Consider the following 22,818-nt stretch of genomic DNA (forward strand, 5'->3'; position numbering starts at 1 on the left):
CTACTTGCCGGGCGGGGGTGGCTTCATTTTCGTTGACTGGCGGCGCAGGTTGCGCTTGCTGATCGACTCAGGCCGCTTGTCCAAGGCCCAACGGGGAAGGCGCAGGATCGTATCCCGCTGCTCCTTGAATGAAAACGGAGCAAACGTGCTCATGTACGGAACGCCAAACGAACGCAGGCTGCACAAGTGCAGCACCAGAGCGAGCACCCCGACAATGATGCCGTAGATGCCGAAGGAGGCCGCCAGCACCATCAGCGGAAAGCGCAGGATGCGCACGGGAATCGACATGTTGATCGCCGGAAAAATAAAGCTGGAGATCGCCGTAATCGAAACGACGATAACCATCGCCGCAGACACGATACCCGCCTCTACTGCGGCCTGGCCGATTACCAGCGTCCCGACAATGGAGATTGCCTGCCCGACAGCGCGCGGCATGCGAATCCCCGCCTCCCGCAAAATCTCGAAGGCGATCTCCATCAATACCGCCTCCACGAAAGCCGGAAAAGGCACGCCCTCCCGTTGCGCCGCCAGACTGATGAGCAGTTGGGTCGGCAGCATCTCCTGATGAAAAGTGGTAATCGCGATATAGAGAGAAGGCGCGAGCAGCGCGATAAAAAAGCAAATAAATCGCAGCATCCGAATCAGCGTACTGAAATCAGCCCGCTGGTAGTAGTCTTCTGCGGAATGAAAAAACTCGACGAACAAAGAAGGCACGGTCAGCACAAACGGAGTTCCGTCCACCAGGATCGCGACCCTGCCCTCCAGCAAATTGGAGGCAACCACATCGGGGCGCTCAGAGTTGGAGATCGTCGGAAACGGCGTGTACGCTGCATCCTGGATCAGCTCCTCGATCATCCCGCTCTCCATGATGCCGTCCATATCAATCCGGTCCAGCCTGCTGCGGACTTCCTCCACAACGCCTTCCTCGACCAGACCTTTGATGTACACGACCGCGATTTCCGTCTTTGTCACTTCCCCGATTCTGCGCGTCTCGACCCACATCTTTTCACTGACGATTCGCCTGCGCAACAGCGTAACGTTCGTCCGCAGGTTCTCCGTGAAACCTTCGCGCGGACCGCGAATGACCGTTTGCGCCGTCGGCTCGGTCACCCCTCTGTCCTTCCATTCCTGCAAGCCGATCGCCATCGCCTGTTCATATCCGTCCAAGAATAGGATGGCGCACCCGGAGAGCATGGCCGTAAACATCTCGGGAAAATTGTCCACGTCACCGATATCGCCAACGGTCAAAACCGCATCTTTTAAAAAGGGGACGAGTTCTTCCTCGCGTTCCAGCTCCAGTTCTTTAAAGCGCGTCTTGTAAAGCAGGCTGTTGATTAAAACCCCCTGCACCATGTGGGTATCTACCATGCCATCCGTGTACACAACAGCAGCGCGTACAGGCTCGCGGCTGTCCAGAACCAGTTCGCGGATCACTATGTCATTGCTGTATCCTAGCGCCTCTTTTACATACCGAACATTCTCATCCAAGCTGGGGCCAATTTGAGCCATCTCATTGCTCCCTTACATTGGCAATTATTTATCCAGTTTTTCCACCCGTGCCCGTTACTAAACGAACGGAATGGAAAACTTGCCCCTGGCTGCAAAGAAAAAGACTTCCCCTGCTCGTCGCTTGCGAGAGGGAAAGTCTTGTTGATCGAGAAGCTTAGCCCGTTACAGGCTGGGCTGGATCGTCAAAGGAAGGGTCGTACCATTCTACCTTGTGCGTTTGCTGAATCTCGTTCAGCCAATTGTTGTAGTTTTCGCTGCGGTTTTTATCGGTCAAAACAGATTTGATCTGATCGCGCACCTTTTCAAATTCCGGCGCAGGCGAGCCCATCTGCTGTTTGTTCTCGTCGTAGTATTTCTTGATCTGTTCATCCGTAACCGGAAACGCCTTGTCGAGCAGCTTGTCGCGGGTCATCAGCACCGTCAGCTTCTCACGCAGCTTTTGCTCGGTCATGCCCATGCTCTGGAGGTAGTTTTTGAACGCTTCCTCGGAGCCGACCTGTTCTTTCATCGAGGCAATTTCCTTGTCCATTTCTTCCTTGGTCACCGTAACGTTTTGCGCCTTGGCTTCCTGTGAAATCAGCGACTGGGCGACCAACTCGTGTATCATCTGCTTGCCGTACATCGTCTTCATTTCGTCGTACAGTTGATATTGCGTAATCGAGGCATCACCAGCCTTGACCAGAACCGGGTCTTTCTCTGCCTCTCCTGCCTGGTAGACACCGAGCACAGCCAGTCCGGTCAGCAAAACGGCAACCGAAAGTATAGAAACGTCGAACTTCTTCACTTGGATATCCTCACTTTCTGTTATCTGCCCACCAAGTATAGTCAGGAGATACGGTAGAAAAATGGAATGAGGATTACACAACTTTTCCACATTCTTATATAATTATGTGCCAGCTTTTGCGGCTACATGAAAAATCGGGCAAAAAAAGAAGTGAGGACGGAGGCAATGACGGGACCCAAAACCGCCCATATTTGCAAAAAACGCTCCTGCCTCCTGCTTTTTTCTCCTTCGATGATCTGTGCCAGATTTTCCTTGTCCCGATTGTCGTTGTTCAATAGCTGCATGATGATATCTTTCTCTTTATTCGCTTTTTCTTCTCTCAACTTCAGTTCAGTCTGTAGCTTCGCAATCGCTTGCAGCAAATCAATGCGTACGTCTTCCAAGCGTTCCAGTCTGTGCTCGATTCTTTCCAACCACTTCGTAACGATCGTCATTTGTCCCTCAAGCTGATCGATTCTTTCTTCGAATTTGTCCAGTTTCTGGTAGATACGTTGCATATGCGCGTCCATGTCTCTTTGGTTGTCCTGTTTCCCCGGCGTCATAGGTCACACCTCCTCCGTCCCTTGTAATACCTTGTTTATGTCAGGCGCAAAGCCATTGCTTGTACGGTTATCCCTTCCCTTTGCTCCGGCGCGCAAAAAAGGCTGCGCGCTTAAGTTTTTCCAAATCTTTGCTGATGCGCTACAATAGAAGGATGACCGATTGCCATTCGTTATGGTGAGAAGGAGGAAACCATGACAGCCTTGCTGGAAGTAAACAACGTGACAGGGGGTTACTCCCCGAGCCACGCTGTCATCAAAAATATTTCGTTTGCGATTCACTCCCACGAGATCGTCGCGCTGATCGGGCTGAACGGCGCGGGGAAAAGCACAACCATCAAGCACATTCTCGGACTTTTGCAGCCGCTGGACGGCTCGATTCAGATTGCGGGCCAATCGTTTCAATCCGCGCCGGACAGCTATCGGCTCTCTTACGGCTACATTCCCGAATCTCCCATCTACTACGAGGAGCTGACGTTGTGGGAGCACATCGAGCTGATGGCGATGAGCCACGGCTTGGACAAAGAAGAGTTTGCCAAACGGGCCGAACTGCTGCTCAAGGAATTTCGCATGGAAGAGATGAAGAACCGCTTCCCCCAGCAGTTTTCCAAAGGGATGCGGCAAAAGCTCATGATTATGATGGCGCTGCTCGTACAGCCGCCGCTCTACATCGTGGACGAGCCGATTCTCGGCCTCGACCCGCTCGGCATCCGCGCCTTGCTGACGTGGCTGCAGCGCTGCAAGGAACAGGGCGCAGGCATTCTGATGTCCACGCACATTTTGGCTACTGCGGAAAAGTATTGCGACCGCTTCATCATTTTGCACAAAGGGGAAATCAAAGCCCAGGGCACGCTGGACGAGCTTCGCCAGTTCACAGGGTTGTCCAATCACTCCCTGGATGACATCTATTTGCAGATCGTAGAGGATGAAAAACAGTGAAGATAGATGCGGATCAATTGTTTCGGAAGAGACTGCATGCCTTTTCCACGGAATTTATCAGGTATGCGCAGTACATGGCTAATGGCGGCGTCCTGTTTATCGCCGTCTTTCTTACCGGATTGCTGTCCCTTTATTACCGCGGAATCATCGCGATGATTCCGCCCTGGTTCCCGTTGGCGCACGGCCTGGCGCTGGTCATTGCCCTTTTCGTCACGCGCAGCCCTCACCGCACCTTTTTGCTGGAAGCGGACCTGCTCTTTCTCACTCCGCACGAGACGCGGCTGGGCGGTTATTTTCGCAAAGCGCAAGTCTACAATTTCGCTGTCCAGAGCGTCGGACTGTTCGTGCTTTTGCTCCTGCTTTCGCCCGTGTACGCGGGCGTTGTCGGGGCAACTGGGGCGCAACTGTGGCTGTACTGGCTGGTTCCGTTTCTGTTGAAGGGCTGGAACGTTCACAGTAGCTGGATATTTTTGCGGCTGTCCGCGAAAAAAACGGAGCGGCTGTACACGCTCGCCCGATTCGGCTTGTCGTATCTCCTGCTCGCATGGGTGCTCAGCGCGGGGCAGTTTCTCAGCTTCAGTCACGTTCCTTTTGCCGGCGTGATCGGCGCGGCTCTGCTCGTCTGGCTGCATGTGCAAATGCGCAAGGTCCAGGCCGGGCTGCCGCTGCAATGGTACCGCCTGCTGGCGGTGGAAAATCGCTTGCGCCACCGCTTTTATCAAATCATGAACAACTTTCGGGATGTGCCCGCCTTGCAGCGCCAGGTAAAACCGCGTTTTTGGCTGACGGCCCTGACGCAGCTTGTGCCCTACAGCCAGGCGAATACAGCGCGGCATTTGTACGTCAAAACGTTCCTCCGCTCCGGCGAGCTGGCCGGGATGTACGGGCGGCTGGTCCTGATCGGCGCCGCGCTCATGCTGCTTCTGCCCAGCCTGCTGGCGAAGACGGTTGCGGCTGCCCTGTTGCTGCTGATGACAGCAAGCCAGCTCAACGGCCTCTGGCGGCAGCAGAGCAAGCGAAACAGCGAGCTTTTGCTCTTCCCTGTCCCCTCGCCTGTGCAACGGCGCGCGTTTGTCTGGATGCGCTCGATTTTGCTGCTGCTTCAAGTAGCTGTGCACGTCGCAGCGGGCATGTGGTAGCCCGCGCGAAGCGAGATGATCGCCTGCAAAAAAAAACAGCCTTTCGCCAGGACTTGGAGCCTGGGCGAAGGGCTGTTTTCGTATCGCAGCATGCCAGCGTTCGGTGGCTGGGCTTACAAGCGGAATGTGTCCACTTTTCTGCGCAGCTCCTGGATGCTTTCTGTGACCTCCTGAATTTCGACGACAAACTGGTCTACGTTGCTGCTGACTTCGTGAATGGTGGCCGATACTTCTTCGGTGGCGGCTGCCGTCTGCTCGGAAATGGCGGTGACGGTCAAGACCGATTCGTTCACCTTGTTTTGACCGTGCTTCATCGTTTCCACGCTGGACATGACGTTGGCAAGCGACGCCTTGAGCGTGTTTGTCATATTGGACAGCTCCGTAATTTCTTTTGCCACCGTATCGAGGCGCGCTGTTCCGGCGTTGTAGCGGTTCAAAGTCCCGTTCGTCTTTTCCGCCGCCTGCTTCACCTGGTCCTGGATGTCCTTGATGCTCTCCTGAATGACCAGCGTCGCCGCTCCCGTCTGCTCGGCCAGTTTGCGCACCTCGTCGGCGACTACCGCAAATCCGCGGCCCGCCTCCCCGGCGCGCGCGCTTTCGATGGCTGCGTTCAAGGCGAGCAGGTTGGTCTGTCCGGCGATTTGCTGGATCGTTTCAATCACGTCATTGATGCTGCGCGATTTTTCTTCGAGAATCGCCATTGTATTTTGCACTTCGTGGAACTGGTGGTTTGTTTCCGTTCCGTCGGCGAGAAACTCTTGCAGCACCTGATAGCTGCTCTGTCCGATGTCAGATACCTGGTTGGACACCGCGTCCATCGCTTCGATCGCGCGATTCAGCTCGGACAGCTCGCTCAAAAATTCCTGTACCGTTTGCACGGCTGTTTCCATCGCGGTAGCGGTCTGCTCATTGCCGGAAGCAATTTCCTGGCTCGTGATGACGATGTTCTGGTTTTGCTCGCGAACAGACGATGCGCCTTCGCGGATGGAGACAGCCATATTGTCAATGCTCTCCGTCGTCTCCTTGACGCCGCCGATGATCTGGCGCAGTTGCGTCGTCATCTCGCCGAATGCCACCACAATGCGGCCAATCTCATCATTTCTGTTCGCAACCGGAATTTGCGTCTCCGTCAGGTCCCCACCCGCAATGCGCGTGGACGCCTCCTGGACAACCCCCAGCGGACGCAACATTTTTTTCACCACAAAGTAAACGGAAACAAGCGCAATCACTGTGAGAACAACCATGGAGGCGATAATGCGCGGCATAATTTCAGCGAGAACCTGCTCGTTTATTTGCTCAACCTTTTCTGCTGCCGTGTCGACGCCAAGCACGGCGATGACTTTTCCGGATTGGTCCTGAATCGGCGCAAACGCACTGAGGTACGCTCCGTACACCGGATCGTGCACGATTGGCGTACTGCTGGTGCCACCCTGAAGCACTGGCGAAATGTCAGCGAACGTGGTCGAAGTTGTAGGCTGACCGATCGTGAAGTTTTCATCCCCCAATCCGTCCACCATGATCTTGACCTTTTCTCCATCGGCCTGGAGGATGTAGACGTAAAGTGCCCCGGTCTTCTCCACATAATCTTTCAGCGTATTTTGCAGGAACTGATAATCGTCATTTTTCTCGGGCTGGGCCAAAAATTTCGCCAGCTTTTCAGAGTCGATCCCTGCGGCAATATGCGTAGCGGTTCCAATGCTTGAGCGTGAAAGCGTACGTTCAACGGTAGTAGCGCTGTTTGAGTTAATCATGAAAATATTGACGGCCATCGTAATCACGACAATCACAGCCACGAGCGCAACTACACGACTAGCCAGGCTCTTGCTCATCCTTGCTCACTTCTCCTTTGCCTTATACGATAGATTGACAGATCATTCCCAGGAAGACACCTCTGCAAACAAAAAACGCCACAAAGGGCGCTTTTTGCCAAAACACTCCCTATTTATCTTATCGACAAAAGGCAGCCTAATTATTAACAAATTTGACTTCCGGCGTAGCCACGATCAGGAAGCGATGGTTGGGAATATCGACGTAACCGAGAGGCTCCATCCGCTTTTGCAGGTCCAACAGCGCTTCTGCGTATTGCTCCACGCTGAAATCGCGAATTTGCCATTCGATCGCCTTCAAATAGTACACAATCGCTCCTACGTCATAGAAACGGGTGAAGCTCATTTCTTCTTTTTGCAGCAAAATGGCAAAGCCTGCTTCCCGCAACTGCTCGGTGGCAAATGCCAGGTTCCAGTGCAAGTAATCCGGCGGGATCGGCGCCCCCAGCAAGCGGTTCAGCTCCAGATTATCCTGCCCGCCAACCTGCTGTGTGACAAAGGCTCCGCCGGGCGCAAGCAGCCGGAGAATCTCTTCGGGCAAATACGATTCGTGCCGATTAATGATAAGCTCGAACGATTGATCTTCAAAAGGAAGCTCATCCTCGCCATCCGCCTCGATCACCTGAATGCCCAGCGGCTCCAGGTTTGCCCGCGCTACCCCTACGTTTGGCGCATACCCTTCCGTGGCAAATGTCCGCGCAGGGTGCGGCTGCAGCAAAGCCAGCAGCTCTCCCCCGCCTGTGCCCATGTCGAGCATGGAGCCGATGCCGTTCATGTGCTGCTTGACCACGCTCGGATAGTTCCAGGACAAAGGAGCTTCCTGCATCCTCCCCGTCTCGGTCAGCCGCTGGAAATTCCATCCGGCAAACGGCGCTTCCACTTCGCGTCGCAAAGCTTCGATTTCTTTCTGTTTGTTCATTCTTGTTCTCCTCCTTTTTTGTAGACGGCAAGCTGTTTGCAAAAGCCCGTCCATTGAGGCGGAGAACGGCAGCGAAAAGAGCGTTGTTATGTTTCCACAAAATCAAAAGACATGCTGTCTGTTCCCCTTTCCTTTTTGTTATCCGTCCTGAGTCGGAGGGAAAATACTGCCCGGGTACGTTTGGTTGACTGCCGAACCTCTCTATCATGTAAGAATGGAAAGCTTACGGGAGGAATTATTCTATGGCAGATTTTGAAGTGCTCGCCGGGATCCATCAAGGCTTGTTTGTCGTTTTGGTTTTCACTGCGCTGATCCCTACGCTTAAAGCCAAGGCGCTCGTCTATCAGCCAACCAGACGGGCGCTGGCAAAAAAGGCACGCTGGACACTGTTTTTTGTCTGGCTGTCCGTACTCGCATTCGCCGGACAACTGTTTGTCACTTGGGCGTTTTTTCAATCCTTTGGTTGGCTTTACATAAGGGATAAAGCGCTCGGCTTCCTGCCCCTGATGGTCGTCCCTTTACTCTCTGTTCTATTCATTTCGCTGCCCCGCTTGTGGCAACTGGCGGCAAAGCTGGACAAGTCCAAGGAGAAGCCGTCTTACATCGTGGATAATCCCGATCTGTCCTTGCTCTCCGAGGACGCCGCCGCTTCGGAAATGGCGGAACTGCTTCCAAGCGACAACGCACAGCCATCTGATCCTGAACTGGTCGATGCGGATTTGCGAAAAGTGGCGTCAGCCCCCGAACTGATCGTTCCGTTGCAGGCGTCTGTCCTCGGCAGCTTGACGGCCTGCTTCCTGCAATTTTTCTACCCCGCTGTCACCTTGGAGCCATCGATTCTCCTGCTCGCCTGGGGCGTGCTTGTAGCAGGCACCTCAGCACTCTGGATCATGCAATCGTGGCGGCAGCAGCGCTGTTTTCGCCCTGGAGAATGGAAGCCGCCTGCGCCGTTTTTGCGCTTTTTGCGCGGAACGGCAGTTCTGTTGCTCGTGTCGGCAGGAATCGTCTTCTGGGGCAATCAGGCGCTGCTTGCCAGCAAATTGCCTGAGCAGTTCAAAATGACAGATCATACGAACATCGACACCGGACACGGCACGGGGCTGTTTGCTCACGCGCAATCGGCCCATGCCGGGCACGACCGCGCTTCTTCCGCCATTCAGACGGTGAGCGTGGCGGACTTGACCGGACCGCGCGAAGGAGAAGCCGATCGGCAATTCAAGCTGACTGCCCAAAAAGCCACCGTGCGGCTGCCCTCCGGAAAAACGATGGAGGCGTGGACTTTTAACGGGCAATACCCGGGCCCAGAGCTGCGCATCAAGCAGGGCGAGCTGGTCGAGGTCGTGCTGGAAAACAAAGATATTGCCGATGGCGTCACCATTCACTGGCACGGCCTGAACGTCCCCAATGCCGAAGACGGCGTAGCCGGAGCGACACAGGACGCCGTGCTCCCCGGCGAAAAGCACGTCTATCGGTTCATAGCCGAACAAGCCGGGACGTTTTGGTATCACTCGCACCAGCAAGCATCGGTCCAGGTGCGAAAAGGACTGTTTGGCGCTTTGGTGATCGAGCCTGCGGCAAGCGCGCAAGGAGCGGACTCCAGCATTCGCGATCTCACGGTCATTCATCATAAGCCAAAAGGCGAAGGCGCGACGATCAACGGCGCTGACACGCTTGCGATGCAAACGGTTTCGCCTGGCACTCCGGTAAGACTTCGCTTTATCAACGCGGAAAACCTGCCTGTCACCTACCAGCTTTGCGGCAGCTCGTTTCAGGTTGTAGCCATTGACGGCAACGAAGTAAACGAGCCGAACCTGATCGCCAACCAGGCATTGGAGCTGGCGGCTGGCGGCAGATACGACCTGTACTTCACCATGCCGGACCGCCCTGTGTTGTTCGCGCAAGCCGGAAAAGGGAAGACGGGGGAAAAAGGGCTGCTGCTCAGCCCGGACGGCCGCGGAGAGTCGCCTGCCCTGCAAGACAATTTGCCGCTGTTCGATCCCGCCCGTTACGGTGCGCCGATGGCGTTGCCCTTTGACTCGAACTCGCCTTTTGATCGCGAATACCAGATGCTGTTTGACGTCGCCTTCGGGATGTACGACGGCCGCTTTGACGGCCTGTGGACCATCAACGGCCAGGTGTTCCCCTATACGCCCATGATGATGGTGTCCGAGGGCGATCTGGTGAAAATGACGTTCGTCAACCGCAGCTTCATGGATCACCCGATGCACTTGCACGGCCACCACATGCTAGTGCTCACGCGCAACGGCAAGCCCGTCACAGGAAGTCCATGGTGGACGGACACGCTCAATGTAGCCCCGGGCGAAACGTATGAAGTGGCTTTTCGCGCCGACAATCCCGGCCTGTGGATGGATCATTGCCACAACCAGGATCACGCCGCGCTTGGCATGAGCATGCACCTTTTGTACGAAGGGGTAACCTCCCCTTACGAAGCCGGTCACGCAACCCGCAATCATCCGGAATAATCGTTTGGAACAAAGGCAGCCTGGCATACAGCAGGCTGCCTTTGTTCTATGTTCTACCGCGTACAAAAGGCCTTGGCGACTTACGGCTTGCTCCGCCGCTTCTTGGCCGCGAGCAGCCTGTTCAGCGTGTCGTCTGCATCCTCGCTCTCTGCGCGAGCTTGCTGCTGTGTTCGCGCCGCTGCTTCCGGCCTGTTTTTCGCTGGCTCATGCACGGCTGCCCGTACTTGTGACGCAGGCTTGTCCTTGCCCTCCTGCTCCTGCACAGCGGCATCCGGCCGCAAGCGCGTCAGCACAGCGCGCTTGTCGGAAAGCCTGTCAAACACGGCTTGCTGTCCAGCCGCTGCTGCTGGTGCTGACCGCCTGCGCCACAGGTTCGCAAGCTTGGCCCACCACTGTTCCGGCAGTTGCAGGCGGCGCACGGCGATGTCTACTGGCAGCAGCAAGGCCGAAAGCATCAGTAGCCATTCGCTGATCGACTGGGTATCCCATTTCTCGGGAAGCTCCCCGCCAAATACTTCCTCCGGCTCGGCAATCTGCTTGCCGCCGCCCGCGAGCAGCCACGTGCGCAGCTCTTTTTCCCCGTCCGGCGTCATGCCGTACTCAGGCGAGTAAGAGACGGTCAGTCCTGTCGTTTGGCTCGCCAATACCCGTCCCTGCGCTTTTTCCGAAATCTGGATCATATACGTGCCAGGCTCTGCCGTCTCAAACTGGCCTTTCAGGACGCCGGGCGCAATCGGCTTCAGCTTGATGACTTCGCGCTGCATCTTCTGGTTGAGCACGACCGCCTCCAACTCTTGCGGCAGGCTCTCCCCGGCAGGCATCGTCACTTTGACGCTGCCTGTCGCTCCGTTGATGCTCGTTTGCGTCTTCCACTTTCCTTCGGCAACTTGCGGAAACGTCCAGGCGACCACTTCGTTCCAGAGCCGCCCGTTGCCGATCCAGTCCGGCGCCCATTTGCCTTCGAGATCGCTCGTCCAGGCAACAGAGCGGCCAAGCCCGTATTGCCAGCGGGTCAAAATCGGATCGTCATCCGCGCTCAGAAGTGATGTCTCCGCCGTCTGTTTCGCCGTCGTCGCCACGTACGCCCGCAGCGGCGGCAGCGCGTGCTGCAGGCTCGGCCACATCCCGGCTCCCGTCACCTCCGGTATTTGCGGCTTTTCCACAATAAACGTACGGCTGGCCAGCGCCGTTTCCTTGCTGAAAATTTTCGGAATCGACTCGGCATCGTTGGCAAAGTAGTAACGGCCATTTCCCGCCTGCGCAATCATTTCCAGAAGCTGCATGTCTGCGTCATCGCCAACCGCGACGGTGGACACCGTAATATTTTCGGACGTCATCTGCTGCAAAAGTCCCTGGTAATCGTCCTGCATGCCGGACTGTCCATCTGTCAGCAAAATGACGTGCTTGCGCTGCGTGTTCATTGTTTTTACCCGTTCGTACGCCAACTGCAGCGCCGGGTAAATATCCGTTCCGCCATCGGCGTAGATGCCGCCAATTTGCTGATGGATCGTCTCCTGCTTCGTGACGGCCTGGGGCTCAACCACTTCCCACGGACTGCCGTCAAAGGCGATCACCCCGATGTAGTCTTGCGGATTCATCATGGTCGTGGCGCGTATCGCCGCTTCCTTCGCCAGCTCCATTTTGTCGACGCCCTTCGCATCGGCGCTCATGCTGCCGGATTTGTCGATCACCAGCTCCAGCCCAAGCGAAGGAAGCTGTTCTTTTCCGCGCAAATCCATGTGCACGGGCAGCGCCTCCTCGATCGGCGTCTGGAACCAGCCGCCCATCCCGAAGCTGTCACTGCCCCCTGTCATGACCAGACCGATGCCCAGGTCGCGGACAGCCGTCCGCATTCGTTCCATGTCGGCATCGCTCACCTGTGTTGCAGACAAATCGGCCAAAACAATCGTCGCGTACTGCTTGTAGCCTTCCAGTTCCTTCGGCAGCATGGCAAGCTCGCGCAGTTCCACCTGCATGTTGCCCGCCTGCAGCGCCTCGATGAGATTTTTTGCCGCGCCCGGGTGGCCCTCGACGACGAGGACGACTGGAGCGCCTGCCACTTGTGTGTAGGCAGCCGCCTGGTTGTTCGCCTGGACGGTATCGCGGCGCGGCTCGATTTCGACGCGGTAGCGATGAAAGCCTTGCTCCATCGCCTTTTGCGAAAAGACGAAGCGATTGTGCCCTTTATCAATCTGAACCGTTTGCTCGCCTGCTGCGCGATTTCCTTCGTACAATCGCAGCGTCGCTTCGGTAGCGAGCGTACTGTCCACATCGACCGTGATCGCGTATTCCTCGCCAGCGTACAACCGCTGCGGAACCTGCACGGAGGACAGCACGACCTCGTCTCCTTGCGGCTGTTGCAAAGAGACAGCCTCTACGCCGATGCCGCGCTCCGCAGCCAGTCTCGTTTGCCTGGCTGCATCTCCGCTCGTCGCGATGCCATCCGTGAGCAGCACGACTTTGCCTCGGGTGTTGCTGCCGATCATGGCCGCAGCGAGCCGAATCCCTTCTGCGAGATCGGTCGCCTGGCGGTTTACTTCGACGCCGAGCGGCGCAAGTTCTGCGCGCGTCGTCAGCGGCTGATCGACCGCCGCTTCCGCTCCGACGGCAACGATGGCGTACTTGTCCTCCGGGCGCTTTTGCCCGATGGCCTCACGCAAAAAGGAGAGGACACGCGGATCGTCCTTCATCGAGGCGGAACGGTCCACGACAAACACAACCGTTTTCGCCTGAACAGGGGTGAGCAGTTGCGTACCTGCCAAAGCGAGGACGAGCAGCGCAAACAGGACGAAGCGAATCGCGGAAATGACGGCTTTGCGGCTTGCGGGCATCTGCTTTTGTTTCTGCCACCAGCTTGCGACGAGGTACGCCGCAGGCAGCAGAAGCAGCAGAAGCCATGGCTGTGTAAAGTTAATACCCACGCTGGTACACCCTCCATTCCACCAGCAGCACAAGCAGGACGAGCGCCGCCAGCCAGTACGTCAGCTCCTGCGTACCTGTCGCGCTTGCCGCTTGCTGCTCTCCTTCGCTCTGTCCGGCCGAAGCGCTGAAGACACTGAGCGTTTTTGGCGTAATATCCGATTCGGCATCGCTCATTCGCACGGAAAAATAGCGGCTGACCGTCCCCGTATCTGCCGTCTCGTCAATCCGGTACAGCCCGAGCTGCTCGGGCACTTGCATCGTCCAGACGTTCCCTTCCGCCGCGATCGGCTGCTGCTGTCCGTTTGGATAGGTCACGCGCCGCTCTATTGCGCCCGGTGTCAGCGGGATCGTGAGCACATCCCCGGGATGACTTGTGGCAATCGGCGTCGCCTGTGCAGGCGAGAGCCAGTTCACGACGTTTTGCATGAAGATGGGAAAAGCCGGACGCAGCGGAAAATCGGAATTGTGCAGGTCGAAGGCAATGACGGCGATTCTCCGGCCGTCCACCACGCCTGCCCGGACCAGCTCCACGTCGCCCGCACGAACTACTGCCCTCATCCCCGGCATTTCCCCCAGTACCGCCGCTTTGGCAATATGCACCTCGCGCCAGTCCACGTATTTGAGCAGCGGATCGTCTGCGGATACCGCTTGCGGTCCTTGATTCAACTCTTGTTCTCCCGCGAGCGGCAGCCAGTCCGTTTTCCTGTCGGGCGCAATGACGAGAATGTTTCCCGGCGGCAGCTTGTCCGGCACTTCGCCGTCAAATACCCACAGATCGCGTGCTTCCGCATTCGGCTCGGGAGCTTTCTGGACCGTTTCCACCTCCATGCTGCCAACCGTCTGCATGACCTGATGCAAAAAGCGGTTGCCCGCCGGGGTGTAGAGCACGGCTTTTCCTTTGCTCGCCGCAAAGGGCACGCTCCAGATCGCATTGTCTTCCATCAGACTATCCTGCTCCGGCTCGATCACGGCGCGATAGGCTGGCGACTTCGGCAGCTCCTTGAACGAAAAAGTCTTAGAGCCGGACGCTTCGATCGCAAAAGAGTCGGTGTCCAAAAGCTTGCCTTGGTCGTCAAAAACAGTCACGGTTCCCCGCGACTGCGCGCTGCCGTAGTTGTCCACGCGCAAAAGCGCCTCTGTGCCTTGTTGCCCAGGCTGCGTCACGAAGGCAGCAATGCCCGCATTTTCACGCGACCGTCCCATCTGCACGAACCGGAAGCTCGCGGACGAAGCCGGAAGCGCCTGAGGAACAAGCTTGTGCTCGGCATGTCCATCCCCGAGCCAGATGACCCCGCTTCCCGGCTCGTTCGCCGCGATGGCTCCCGCCAGCGAAAGCGCAGACAGCGGATCGGACGCCCCCAAATTGGCCGTCAGCTTCCCCAGCGCCGCCAGCAGCTCCTGTTGGTCTGCGCTCTTGGACACGAGCACATTCGGCTCGCTTCCCGCCGCGATCAAGGTCATCGTCTGCCCGCTGCCGAGCTTTTCTACCAGCGCCTTCGCCTCAGACACAGCCCGCGCCAGCCTCGTCTCTTCGCCTTCCTTTGCCAGCATGCTGCCTGACGTATCGACGACGAGCACGGTATGCTCGGCCGCAATCCCTTCCGTCGGCAGCGCCGGTCTGGTCAGCGCCAGCACCAGCAAACATGCCGCCAGAAGCTGCAAGATGAGCAGCAGGTTGCGCCGCAGCTTTTCCCACGGCCGCACCGCTTCCCAGTTTTGCAAGGTGCGCTGCCAGAGCAGCGTGCTCGGCACGACACGGTCCTCTACTTTTCGCTTGAGCAGGTAGAGGACGATGATGGCCGGGATTATCAGCGCGAACCACAAGTTGCCCAAACCCATCCACTGCATAGTTGTTCCTCTCCCTCCTCTCTAGCGAATCATGCCCGCCTGCCGAAATACGTGAAAGACGATGGATTCCAATGATTGCTCCGCCTCGATTCCTGTAAAGGCGATTCCTCTCCCATAGGCAAAGGCGGCCAGCTCCTGCCGATACTCCTGCAAGCTTTTCTGGTACTCGGCGAGCAGCAGTCCGGTCATGGACACTTCTTTTGCCTGACTCGTCTCTGCGTCGATCAGGCGCAGCTCTCCCGCGTAGGCAGGCTGCAGCTCTTCCTGGGAAAGCACCTGCACCAGCGTCACTTCCTGCCGTGCTGCCTGCAAGTAAGCCAGCCCTTCTGCGTATCCCGCCGGAAACAAAAAGTCGGACAGCACAATCGAAATCCCCGCTTGGCCCCGAACCGCGCCCGGCTGGCGGAGCGCGGCGTGCAGATCACCCGTGCCGCCTTCTTGGACCGATGATAAAAAATGCAGCAGCCTGTGCGCCTGGCCTTTGCCCTGCAACCCTTGCAAAGACGCGACGATGCGGCTGTCGAAGGCGTAGACGGAGACGTGATCGAGCTGGCACAGCGACAGGTAGCCCAGGGCCGCTGCAATCTGGACCGAGCGCGACAGCTTGCCCGGCTGACCGTAGCTCATCGAGCGGCTGCAATCAATGTACAGGTTCACGTGCAGCTCGGTTTCATCCAGGTACTTTTTCAAAAACAGCTTTCCGGAGCGCGCATACGCATTCCAATCCAACTGCCGCAAATCGTCGCCCGGCACGTACGCCCGAAAATCGGCAAATTCCATCGAGCTGCCGAGCTGTCTGGACCGCCTCTTTCCCGCGCGGTTGCCGCTGACGGCTTTTCTCGTCGCAAGCTGCAGCCGTTCCAGCCGGGCCAGCCACGACGGGTCAAGCAGGTGCTGACTCATGCTTTTTCCCTCGCCAGCGCAGTCAATATATCGCGGACGATCTGGTCGGCGCGCACGCCGCTCGCCTCGCCTTCAAAGTTGAGGAAAATCCGATGGCGCAGGGCCGGCAGCGCTACCGCCTCCACGTCCTCGTAGGCGAGATTGTAGCGTCCCGCCAAAAGCGCGCGCACTTTTGCCAAGGAGACGATCGCCTGCACGCCGCGCGGACCTGCTCCGTTTCTCACGTACTGGTTGACCGAGGCGACGGCCTGCTCCCCCGGATGGGTGGCGAGCAGCAGCTTGACGGCGTAATCGAGCACCGCGTCTGCCACCAAAACTTCGCGGGCCGCCTGCTGAATGTGGGCGATCTGCTCCCCCGAAGCCACCTTTTCCACCTGCACAGACTGTCCGGTCGTCGTCCGCGTCACGATCGTTTTCAACTCGTCTGCCGTCGGGTACGGCACGTCGATTTTCAGCAAAAAGCGGTCCATTTGCGCCTCCGGCAGCGGATAGGTCCCTTCCTGCTCCAGCGGGTTTTGCGTCGCCAAAACGAAGAACGGCGCAGGCAGCGGACGAGTGACGCCCCCTGCGGAGACGGTGCGCTCCTGCATCGCCTCAAGCAACGCGCTCTGCGTCTTGGGCGTCGCCCGGTTGATCTCGTCCGCGAGCACGACATGGGCGAAAATCGGCCCGTGCTGGAACTGGAACGACTGCTGCCCTGTCTCGTCTACCAAAAGAATGTTCGTTCCGGTAATATCGGTCGGCATCAGGTCAGGCGTAAACTGGATGCGCTGAAACGAAAGCTCGAAGGCTTGGGACAACGTTTTTACCAGAAGCGTTTTCCCCAACCCGGGAACGCCCTCCAACAGCGCGTGCCCGCCTGCGAAAACCGCCCACAAAAGCTGCTCGACGACGTCTTTTTGTCCCACCAGTACTTTTCCGATTTCCTGCCTGACTAGCTCTACCCGCTGCAGGCAATCCTCAATTGTTTGCTGTGCCACAGCCGCGCCCTCCTTTTTATGGCTCGATTTTGCTGAAATAGTCTTTGACGATGTCTTGATAATCGCCCGGAATACTGCCCTTTTCCATGCTTTCGCGGGCGAATTGCTCGTACTGGCCGTACACTTCCTCATACGGCAGCGTTCCTCCGGAGGTCACCTGCGTGTTGCCGCTTTGCTGCGACTGGGATGGCCCCGCGCCGAGCGGACCTCCTACTGTTTCGGTTGGACCACTGTCTGAGCCGATGCGGCTGTACGGGACGGTGACAAGCTCGTGTTTTCCTTCGCCGAGCCCGGCTCCCGCGCCTTTACGGTTTCCGTTGCCCAAGCCCGCCCCTTTCCCGGAACCATTGCCCGCGCCGTTGCCAGAGCCGTTTCCTTGCCCTGCTCCCTGGCTGCCGTTTGCAGGCGGGGGCGCCTGATTCGCGTTTGCTGCCGTGCCCGTGCCCGATGCTGTCGGGCTGCCGCCAGGTGTCGTGGCAGCCGGCACCGCCTGTCCTGCCCCGGCCGCTCCCGCCGCAGCGCCTCCCGCGCTCCCGCTATTGTCAGCGGCAGCCCCGGCGCTTGCCAGCGTCATCTGCGACTGATTGAGCGAGGCTGCCGCCTGTGCAGCGGCGAGCATCGCCTGCTGTGACTGCCTGGCTTCTGCCAGCGCTTGCTGCATGCTCGCTTCCAGCGCAGCCAGCGCTTGCGGGTCTTGTCCGGCGGCCAGCTCCCGGGCTGCCTGCGCCAGTTGTTTGGCGGCTTCCTCCAACTCCTGCGAGCTGGCTGCCTCCGCGTCTTTTTTTAGTTGCTCTGCCGCTTTTTCCAGCTCACGGGTCAACTCCGCCCGCTCCTGCTCACTCAGCGTCTCCATCGCTTTTGCCATCTGGGCAAGCGCAGCCGTCAACGCTTCGCGGTCGCCTTTTGCGAGAGCGTCCGCGAGCGACTTTGTCGACTGCTGGCTGCCCAGGCTGCGCTGCAAGCTCTGCAGCGACGCCGCCTTGCTCTGCTCCGCTGCCCGCAACTTTTCCAGTTGCTTTTCCGCCGCTCGCAGCGCGTTGAGCCGTTCGGCGGGATCATTTGCTTTTGCCACGGCTTTTTTCGCCTGTTCCAGCATTTCCTCAAGCCGCTTTTTTTGCGCTTCGCTCAAGCCTTCGCTCGCTTTCGCCTCCTGCTTGATCGCCTCGATTTCTTTTTCCACCTGGGCGATTGCCTGTTTTTCCAGGGCCATCTGGGCGAGGATGCCATCCTGCGGATTCGGCAAAATCGCCAGGAGCAAGCTCGCCAAAAGCAAGCCGCCCGTCGCGTACAGCTTTTTTTGCAAACCAGCCCAAATGCGAATGCTCTCGATAATGTGTGGCAAGTTTTTGCGCAAGTGCCGCAGGGCGTCTTCTCGTTGCATGACCGCGACAGAAGAAGTGCTTTCGCGATGCTCCCACGCTGTCTCGACCCGCTGTGCCAGGCCGTTTCCATCTGCCACCTGCGCGCTTTGCAAAAGCGTCGGTTTTTTTCGGAGCGCAACCAGCCCTCCCACGAGCAGCGCCAACGGAATCAGCGCCGCCACAAACCACTGGTAATACGGGATCGGCCAAAAACGGGCAACGAGGAGAAGCAGTGCGCTTCCCCCCGCTCCCCACAAGCCGTACTGTGTTACATGGTGCAGCAGCACCTGTTTTTGCAGTTGCCTGCGCACCGGCTCCAGCAGTGACTTCAGTTCATTGTCGGTTTTCGGCGTAAACATGGCTTACTACTCCTTTGCGGCCGCTTTGCGCACCCTGCCCCGCACGGGCTGGATGAAGTAAATCGCAAGCAGCAGGCATCCGAGAGTCAGCGCGCCATAGAAGAGGCAGTAGTACCAGAACGGATCAATGCTCGCCCAGAAGCTCTGCTGGTTGGCTATGCCCCGCAAGTCACGGACTGGCCCTTCATCAAAAATGTTCAGCATGGCAAGCACCGGATTGATGCTGTGCAACAGATCGGGCCAGATCGGCATAGGCGCAGAGGCGACCTGATTCATCCGGTTTTGATAGCGAATAAACTCGCGAATGATTTCCGCCAGCACACTGCTCCCGATGGCAATACCGAACGCCATGGCATAGGTGACAACCGTAGCGATTCCCGTGCGCTTGATGAGCGTCGACATGAGCACGCCGATGCTGCCGGCAGCAAACATGGTAATCGCATAAAAGCCGAATACTTTGACGAGTTGAAGCGGAGAGACACCCCCGTACAAAAACACGATGGCGTACAGCGGGATCGTGGCAAAGACAAGAAAGGTCATGAAACTGAGCGAGGCCAGCCATTTTCCCAAAATCAACCGCGTGGCGCTCACGTTTGTCGTCAACAGGATGTTCAGCGTCTGCCGCTCACGCTCTCCCGAGATCACACCCGCCGTCAGCCCCGGAACGACGAAGCCGATCATGCCAAGCTGCATCATCGACAGCAGCATGAACAACTCCCGCGTCTCGCCAGGGTTGTAGTAGCTGCCGCCGTTGGTCATGAAAAAGACCGCGAGCAGCGTCATACTTCCCATCACCAGCAAGTAAAAGAGAATGATCCACGGCGAGCGGTTCGTCCGCATCCGCATTTTCCACTCGTTGAACAGGACAGGGTTGCGCAATCGTCTCAGGACGTTCATGAGCCCACCCCTTTCGTAATTTCCAAAAAGATGTCTTCCAGATCGCCGACCGTTTCATTGAAAGCCGCCACCGGATAGCCTGCGACCGCAAGCTCCCGCAAAAGCTCCACCTGCTGCTCGTCGTTTCCCGCAAAGCTCGCGACCACCCAGCTCCCTTCCCGCGTCACGCTCGTAATGACAGGCATTTCGCGCAGGCGGGTCATCGCTTCCTCGAACTGTCCGGTCAGGCGGATGCGCAGCACTCGCTGCTCCTGCATTTTGGCGTAAATCTCGTCCACCCGGCCAAACGCCACCAGTGTCCCTTCCTCGATCACTCCGATGACGTCGCACATCTCGGCCAGCTCGGGCAAAATGTGCGAGCTGATAATGATCGTCTTGCCCATGTCGCGCAGCTCTTTCAAAATCTCCCGCAGCTCAATCCGCGCCCGCGGGTCCAGGCCGGAAGCAGGCTCATCCAAAATCAGCACTTCCGGGTTGTGCACAAGCGAACGGGCAAGCCCGAGCCGCTGCTTCATCCCCCGCGACAAAGAGTCGACGTAGGCATCCCGCTTGTGGCTGAGATTGACCAGATCGAGCAGTTGGGGAATGATCTGCTTTCGCTGCGCCGCCGGAATATCGTAGTTCGCTCCGTAAAAATCAAGGTACTCCTCTGCCGTCAAATTGTCGTAGACGCCGAAAAAGTCCGGCATGTAGCCGATCAGCTTGCGCACTTCCTTCGGGTGGCTCGTCACCTCGTAGCCGCCCACGTACGCCTTGCCGCTCGTCGGGGCAAGCAAGGTGGCCAAAATGGACATCGTCGTCGATTTTCCCGCCCCGTTCGGACCGACGAAGCCAAACACCGTGCCTTTTTCAATATCCATCGTCAAGTTCTTCAACGCCTGCATTTTCCCGTAGCTCTTGCACAAATTGCGGATTTGAATCACAGCGGGCTCACCTTCCCTTCCACACTGACGTTCGGAATGCCGATGTGGCGCTGATCGGGCAGTTGATGGGCAAACTTGATGCGCAGCATGCCGTCGGCCGAGACATAGTCAGCGGCCTTGTCGCCTGTCATGACATTGTTGTTGAACGCTTTTTCATACAGATCGTAGGCTTTTGTCTTCCAGTTGTACACTTCTTTGGCAAACGTCGTGTTGTCATCGGACCAGGTGTACAGGTACACGTTGGTAATCGCCAGCTTTTTGCCTTCCTGGCTCAGATTGATGTCAAATGTGATATCTCCTGCCTCGAGACGGTAGCCGTCGCCCTCATCCACTACCGGAACGGAGCTGCCTGCCAGCGTGACGTCAAATGTCCCTGTCGGGTAGTACACATGCCCGTCCTTGGACGGCTGCACCTTCAGCTCCGAAGTGACCAGGGCGATGCTGTCTGTCTTGGCGTTTTCTGGCTGCACGGCGGCATCGACAACCGGCTGGTTGGTCCAGCCCACGATTCTGACGATTTCAGACTGGTTGCCTCTGCGCCCGGTCATTTCCAGCATCTCGATCATGACCTGCTCGCGCGTCCGCTCGTTTTGGAAGGAGCGCATATGCGCAGGCAAGGCCTGCATGGCATACGACTGTCGATGCCCGAATCTCGCCTGTGCGGACGGCTGGAAAGGCAGATTGACCTCTGCGCTCGCCCCCGGAGCCAGCTCCGGTATTTCCTGCAGTTGGCTTCCCGAGAAAATCGTCAGGTCGCGCAGGGCGAATTTGGTCTTGTTCGTGACGGTTCCTTTCAACGTGCCTTCGCTGTAGGACAGATTCGACTCGAAGCTGCCCACATCCGAAATCGTTTGCTCTGTCGCCACCTTGCGCGTCGACCAGAACTCTACGTCGCGGAACTGCACTTCGGTTTGATCGCTTTGGGCGAACGCCCATATTTTCGGAATTTCGTTGGCCCGGTTTCGCTCCAGCACCGGCTGGGTTTGGCCTTGGCCTTTTACGGTCAGGCGGTAATCGCCACTGCTCGGGACAAAAAACGAGGTCACGCTGTTCACTTTTGCTTGTCCGTCGTTTTGCAACTGGACGAAGCCCGTCTGGTGAATCAGCACCCCTTCGCCGCGCTGCATGGCGCCAAACGAGAAAATTCCGATTCCCGTAAGCAGCGACAGCGACGGGACGACGACCCACATGTAGCTTTGCTTGCGCCATGCCCGCAAAATGAAAAACAGGATCGGCCCGGCAATCAGGGCGTACACGCCAAAAAACAGCGCAAACCAACTGACCTCGGGAATTTTCAGGGCCGGATTCATGTCGGCTGCGTCATGCAGCGGCCAGATACGGTCAAACGATGAAGACTTGTAGTCGTTAAGCGAGGAGCCAAACGCCTTGAGCAAAAGGTCTGACCAGAATCGGCCATTCCCCGCCCAGCTTGCGACAGGCTCTTCTGCCAGGTCGTAGGCGACGTACAGCACCTTGCCTTCCCCGACGCTGTGGACGGCAAACAGTGGAATCGCTCCTTCGCTGTACAACACTTTGCCTGCCTTCAAAGTACCGCTGCTGACGGTAAACGGTGCCGTCAAGCCGATCGGGTTCGTTTTCTCCGCCTTCATGCTGGCAAGCGTCTTCACACTCGTCACCTGGTTCACTTCTACAGGAGACAGGTCAGCCAGCGCCCCGGCTGTTTTCCGGTACTGGGCGCCCCCTGCCAGAACGAGCTTGCCGCCTGATTTGGTCCAGTCGCGTATCGCCTGAATCTGCTGTTCATTCAACGAGTCCAGCGCGAAGTTGTTCAGCACGAGCATGCTGAGCATTTGCATCTGCGCGCCGGATGTCGGAACATGCTCCGGCTTCATCGGCACTGTTTTGACGTCGTTGGGAAAAGTATCCTTTGGCAGCATCCCCAAAAAATTGGCCGTATCGGCACTTTGCGCCAGCACCCCGATCATCAGGGTGTCGTAGCTGTACCGTCTGCCGCTTACAGGGGCTTTCGCCACGATCTTGTCTTTTTCCATCAGCGCCACGTATGTACTGCTGTCAAGCTCCGAGCCGGGGACCATGATCGTCACCTGCTTGGTCGCGCCTTTGGCAATGGACACTGGCTGGTAATAGGCGACAGAATACTGGTTGTTTCCCCTGTTTCCTGTCGCCACCATCAGGTCGCCTTCCACATCGGTGCCTCCGTTTGTCGCGGTCACCACGACTGGCACCAGCCCCTCTTCCCTGTACACTCCGTCGATCCCCACGCTCACGCCCAACTGGATCGTTCCTTCTGCCAGGGCGATTGCTCCCGGGTGGGCGTGTCCCCACACCAGCAGCAGGAGGAGCGTATACGTGGAAAGAAGCCATCGTTTGCACTTCGCCGTTTTCATTCGCTCAAAACCTCCATGGTCTATTCGTTTGCAGCTCATTCGCCTTTTTACTACACGTATAGACGTTTGGGGCAGACAAAAAGCTACAGTTTATTTTGAAAAGGAGAGCGATTGCGTA

General features: G+C 57.5%; 16 protein-coding genes. 3 read left to right on the plus strand and 13 right to left on the minus strand.

Annotation, left to right across the window (positions count from 1 at the left end; genetic code table 11):
* The 3 genes from AC27IT_RS11860 to AC27IT_RS11870 form a co-directional block, all read right to left on the minus strand.
* A complete protein-coding gene (locus tag AC27IT_RS11860; protein WP_025848298.1) occupies window positions 1-1,509 on the minus strand; it encodes a spore germination protein in 1,509 nt (502 codons plus the stop codon).
* Window positions 1,510-1,663: 154 nt separating this feature from the next.
* Window positions 1,664-2,293 (minus strand): SurA N-terminal domain-containing protein, encoded by a 630-nt coding sequence (locus AC27IT_RS11865; protein ID WP_429776980.1) that lies wholly within the window; start codon window positions 2,291-2,293, stop codon window positions 1,664-1,666.
* Window positions 2,294-2,415: 122 nt separating this feature from the next.
* Complete coding sequence (locus AC27IT_RS11870) at window positions 2,416-2,835, minus strand: hypothetical protein (RefSeq protein ID WP_327944283.1); 420 nt, start codon at window positions 2,833-2,835, stop codon at window positions 2,416-2,418.
* 192 nt (window positions 2,836-3,027) lie between these two features.
* Between AC27IT_RS11870 and AC27IT_RS11875 the strand changes: the two genes are divergently transcribed.
* Both AC27IT_RS11875 and AC27IT_RS11880 read left to right on the plus strand, forming a co-directional pair.
* A complete protein-coding gene (locus tag AC27IT_RS11875; RefSeq protein ID WP_005830689.1) occupies window positions 3,028-3,771 on the plus strand; it encodes an ABC transporter ATP-binding protein in 744 nt (247 codons plus the stop codon).
* Window positions 3,768-4,910, plus strand: coding sequence for an ABC transporter permease (locus tag AC27IT_RS11880; RefSeq protein WP_007782957.1), 1,143 nt, complete (start codon window positions 3,768-3,770; stop codon window positions 4,908-4,910). The genes AC27IT_RS11875 and AC27IT_RS11880 overlap by 4 nt, the downstream gene beginning before the upstream one ends.
* Before the next feature lie 113 nt (window positions 4,911-5,023).
* Here the strand turns inward: AC27IT_RS11880 and AC27IT_RS11885 are convergent, their stop codons facing one another.
* Window positions 5,024-6,739 (minus strand): methyl-accepting chemotaxis protein, encoded by a 1,716-nt coding sequence (locus AC27IT_RS11885; RefSeq protein WP_429776769.1) that lies wholly within the window; start codon window positions 6,737-6,739, stop codon window positions 5,024-5,026.
* Between the two features lie 136 nt (window positions 6,740-6,875).
* Window positions 6,876-7,655 (minus strand): class I SAM-dependent methyltransferase, encoded by a 780-nt coding sequence (locus tag AC27IT_RS11890; RefSeq protein WP_025848294.1) that lies wholly within the window; start codon window positions 7,653-7,655, stop codon window positions 6,876-6,878.
* 242 nt (window positions 7,656-7,897) lie between these two features.
* On the opposite strand from AC27IT_RS11890, the gene AC27IT_RS11895 reads away from it, so the two are divergent.
* On the plus strand, window positions 7,898-10,138 hold the full coding sequence (locus tag AC27IT_RS11895) for a multicopper oxidase family protein (protein WP_487091814.1): 2,241 nt from the start codon (window positions 7,898-7,900) through the stop codon (window positions 10,136-10,138).
* Window positions 10,139-10,218: 80 nt separating this feature from the next.
* Here the strand turns inward: AC27IT_RS11895 and AC27IT_RS11900 are convergent, their stop codons facing one another.
* Genes AC27IT_RS11900 through AC27IT_RS11935 form a run of 8 tightly spaced genes read right to left on the minus strand, consistent with a single transcriptional unit; the run spans window position 10,219 to window position 22,700 of the window.
* On the minus strand, window positions 10,219-13,059 hold the full coding sequence (locus tag AC27IT_RS11900; RefSeq protein WP_327944286.1) for a VWA domain-containing protein: 2,841 nt from the start codon (window positions 13,057-13,059) through the stop codon (window positions 10,219-10,221).
* A complete protein-coding gene (locus AC27IT_RS11905) occupies window positions 13,049-14,908 on the minus strand; it encodes a vWA domain-containing protein (RefSeq protein ID WP_283858272.1) in 1,860 nt (619 codons plus the stop codon). Before AC27IT_RS11905 ends, AC27IT_RS11900 begins: the two co-directional genes overlap by 11 nt.
* 21 nt (window positions 14,909-14,929) lie before the next feature.
* Complete coding sequence (locus tag AC27IT_RS11910; protein ID WP_283858273.1) at window positions 14,930-15,811, minus strand: DUF58 domain-containing protein; 882 nt, start codon at window positions 15,809-15,811, stop codon at window positions 14,930-14,932.
* Window positions 15,808-16,791, minus strand: a complete 984-nt coding sequence (locus tag AC27IT_RS11915) for an AAA family ATPase (protein WP_007782969.1) — start codon at window positions 16,789-16,791, stop codon at window positions 15,808-15,810. The genes AC27IT_RS11910 and AC27IT_RS11915 overlap by 4 nt, the downstream gene beginning before the upstream one ends.
* A gap of 16 nt (window positions 16,792-16,807) precedes the next feature.
* Window positions 16,808-18,511: a hypothetical protein gene (locus AC27IT_RS11920; protein WP_429791077.1), complete on the minus strand. Its 1,704-nt coding sequence runs from the start codon at window positions 18,509-18,511 to the stop codon at window positions 16,808-16,810.
* 6 nt (window positions 18,512-18,517) lie between these two features.
* Window positions 18,518-19,408, minus strand: a complete 891-nt coding sequence (locus AC27IT_RS11925; protein ID WP_327945443.1) for an ABC transporter permease — start codon at window positions 19,406-19,408, stop codon at window positions 18,518-18,520.
* Window positions 19,405-20,331: an ABC transporter ATP-binding protein gene (locus AC27IT_RS11930; RefSeq protein ID WP_025848279.1), complete on the minus strand. Its 927-nt coding sequence runs from the start codon at window positions 20,329-20,331 to the stop codon at window positions 19,405-19,407. Before AC27IT_RS11930 ends, AC27IT_RS11925 begins: the two co-directional genes overlap by 4 nt.
* Window positions 20,328-22,700, minus strand: a complete 2,373-nt coding sequence (locus AC27IT_RS11935; protein WP_340673769.1) for a DUF7408 domain-containing protein — start codon at window positions 22,698-22,700, stop codon at window positions 20,328-20,330. The genes AC27IT_RS11930 and AC27IT_RS11935 overlap by 4 nt, the downstream gene beginning before the upstream one ends.
* Window positions 22,701-22,818 lie beyond the last annotated feature (118 nt).

It is taken from the genome of Brevibacillus sp. YAE8 (assembly GCF_057543335.1).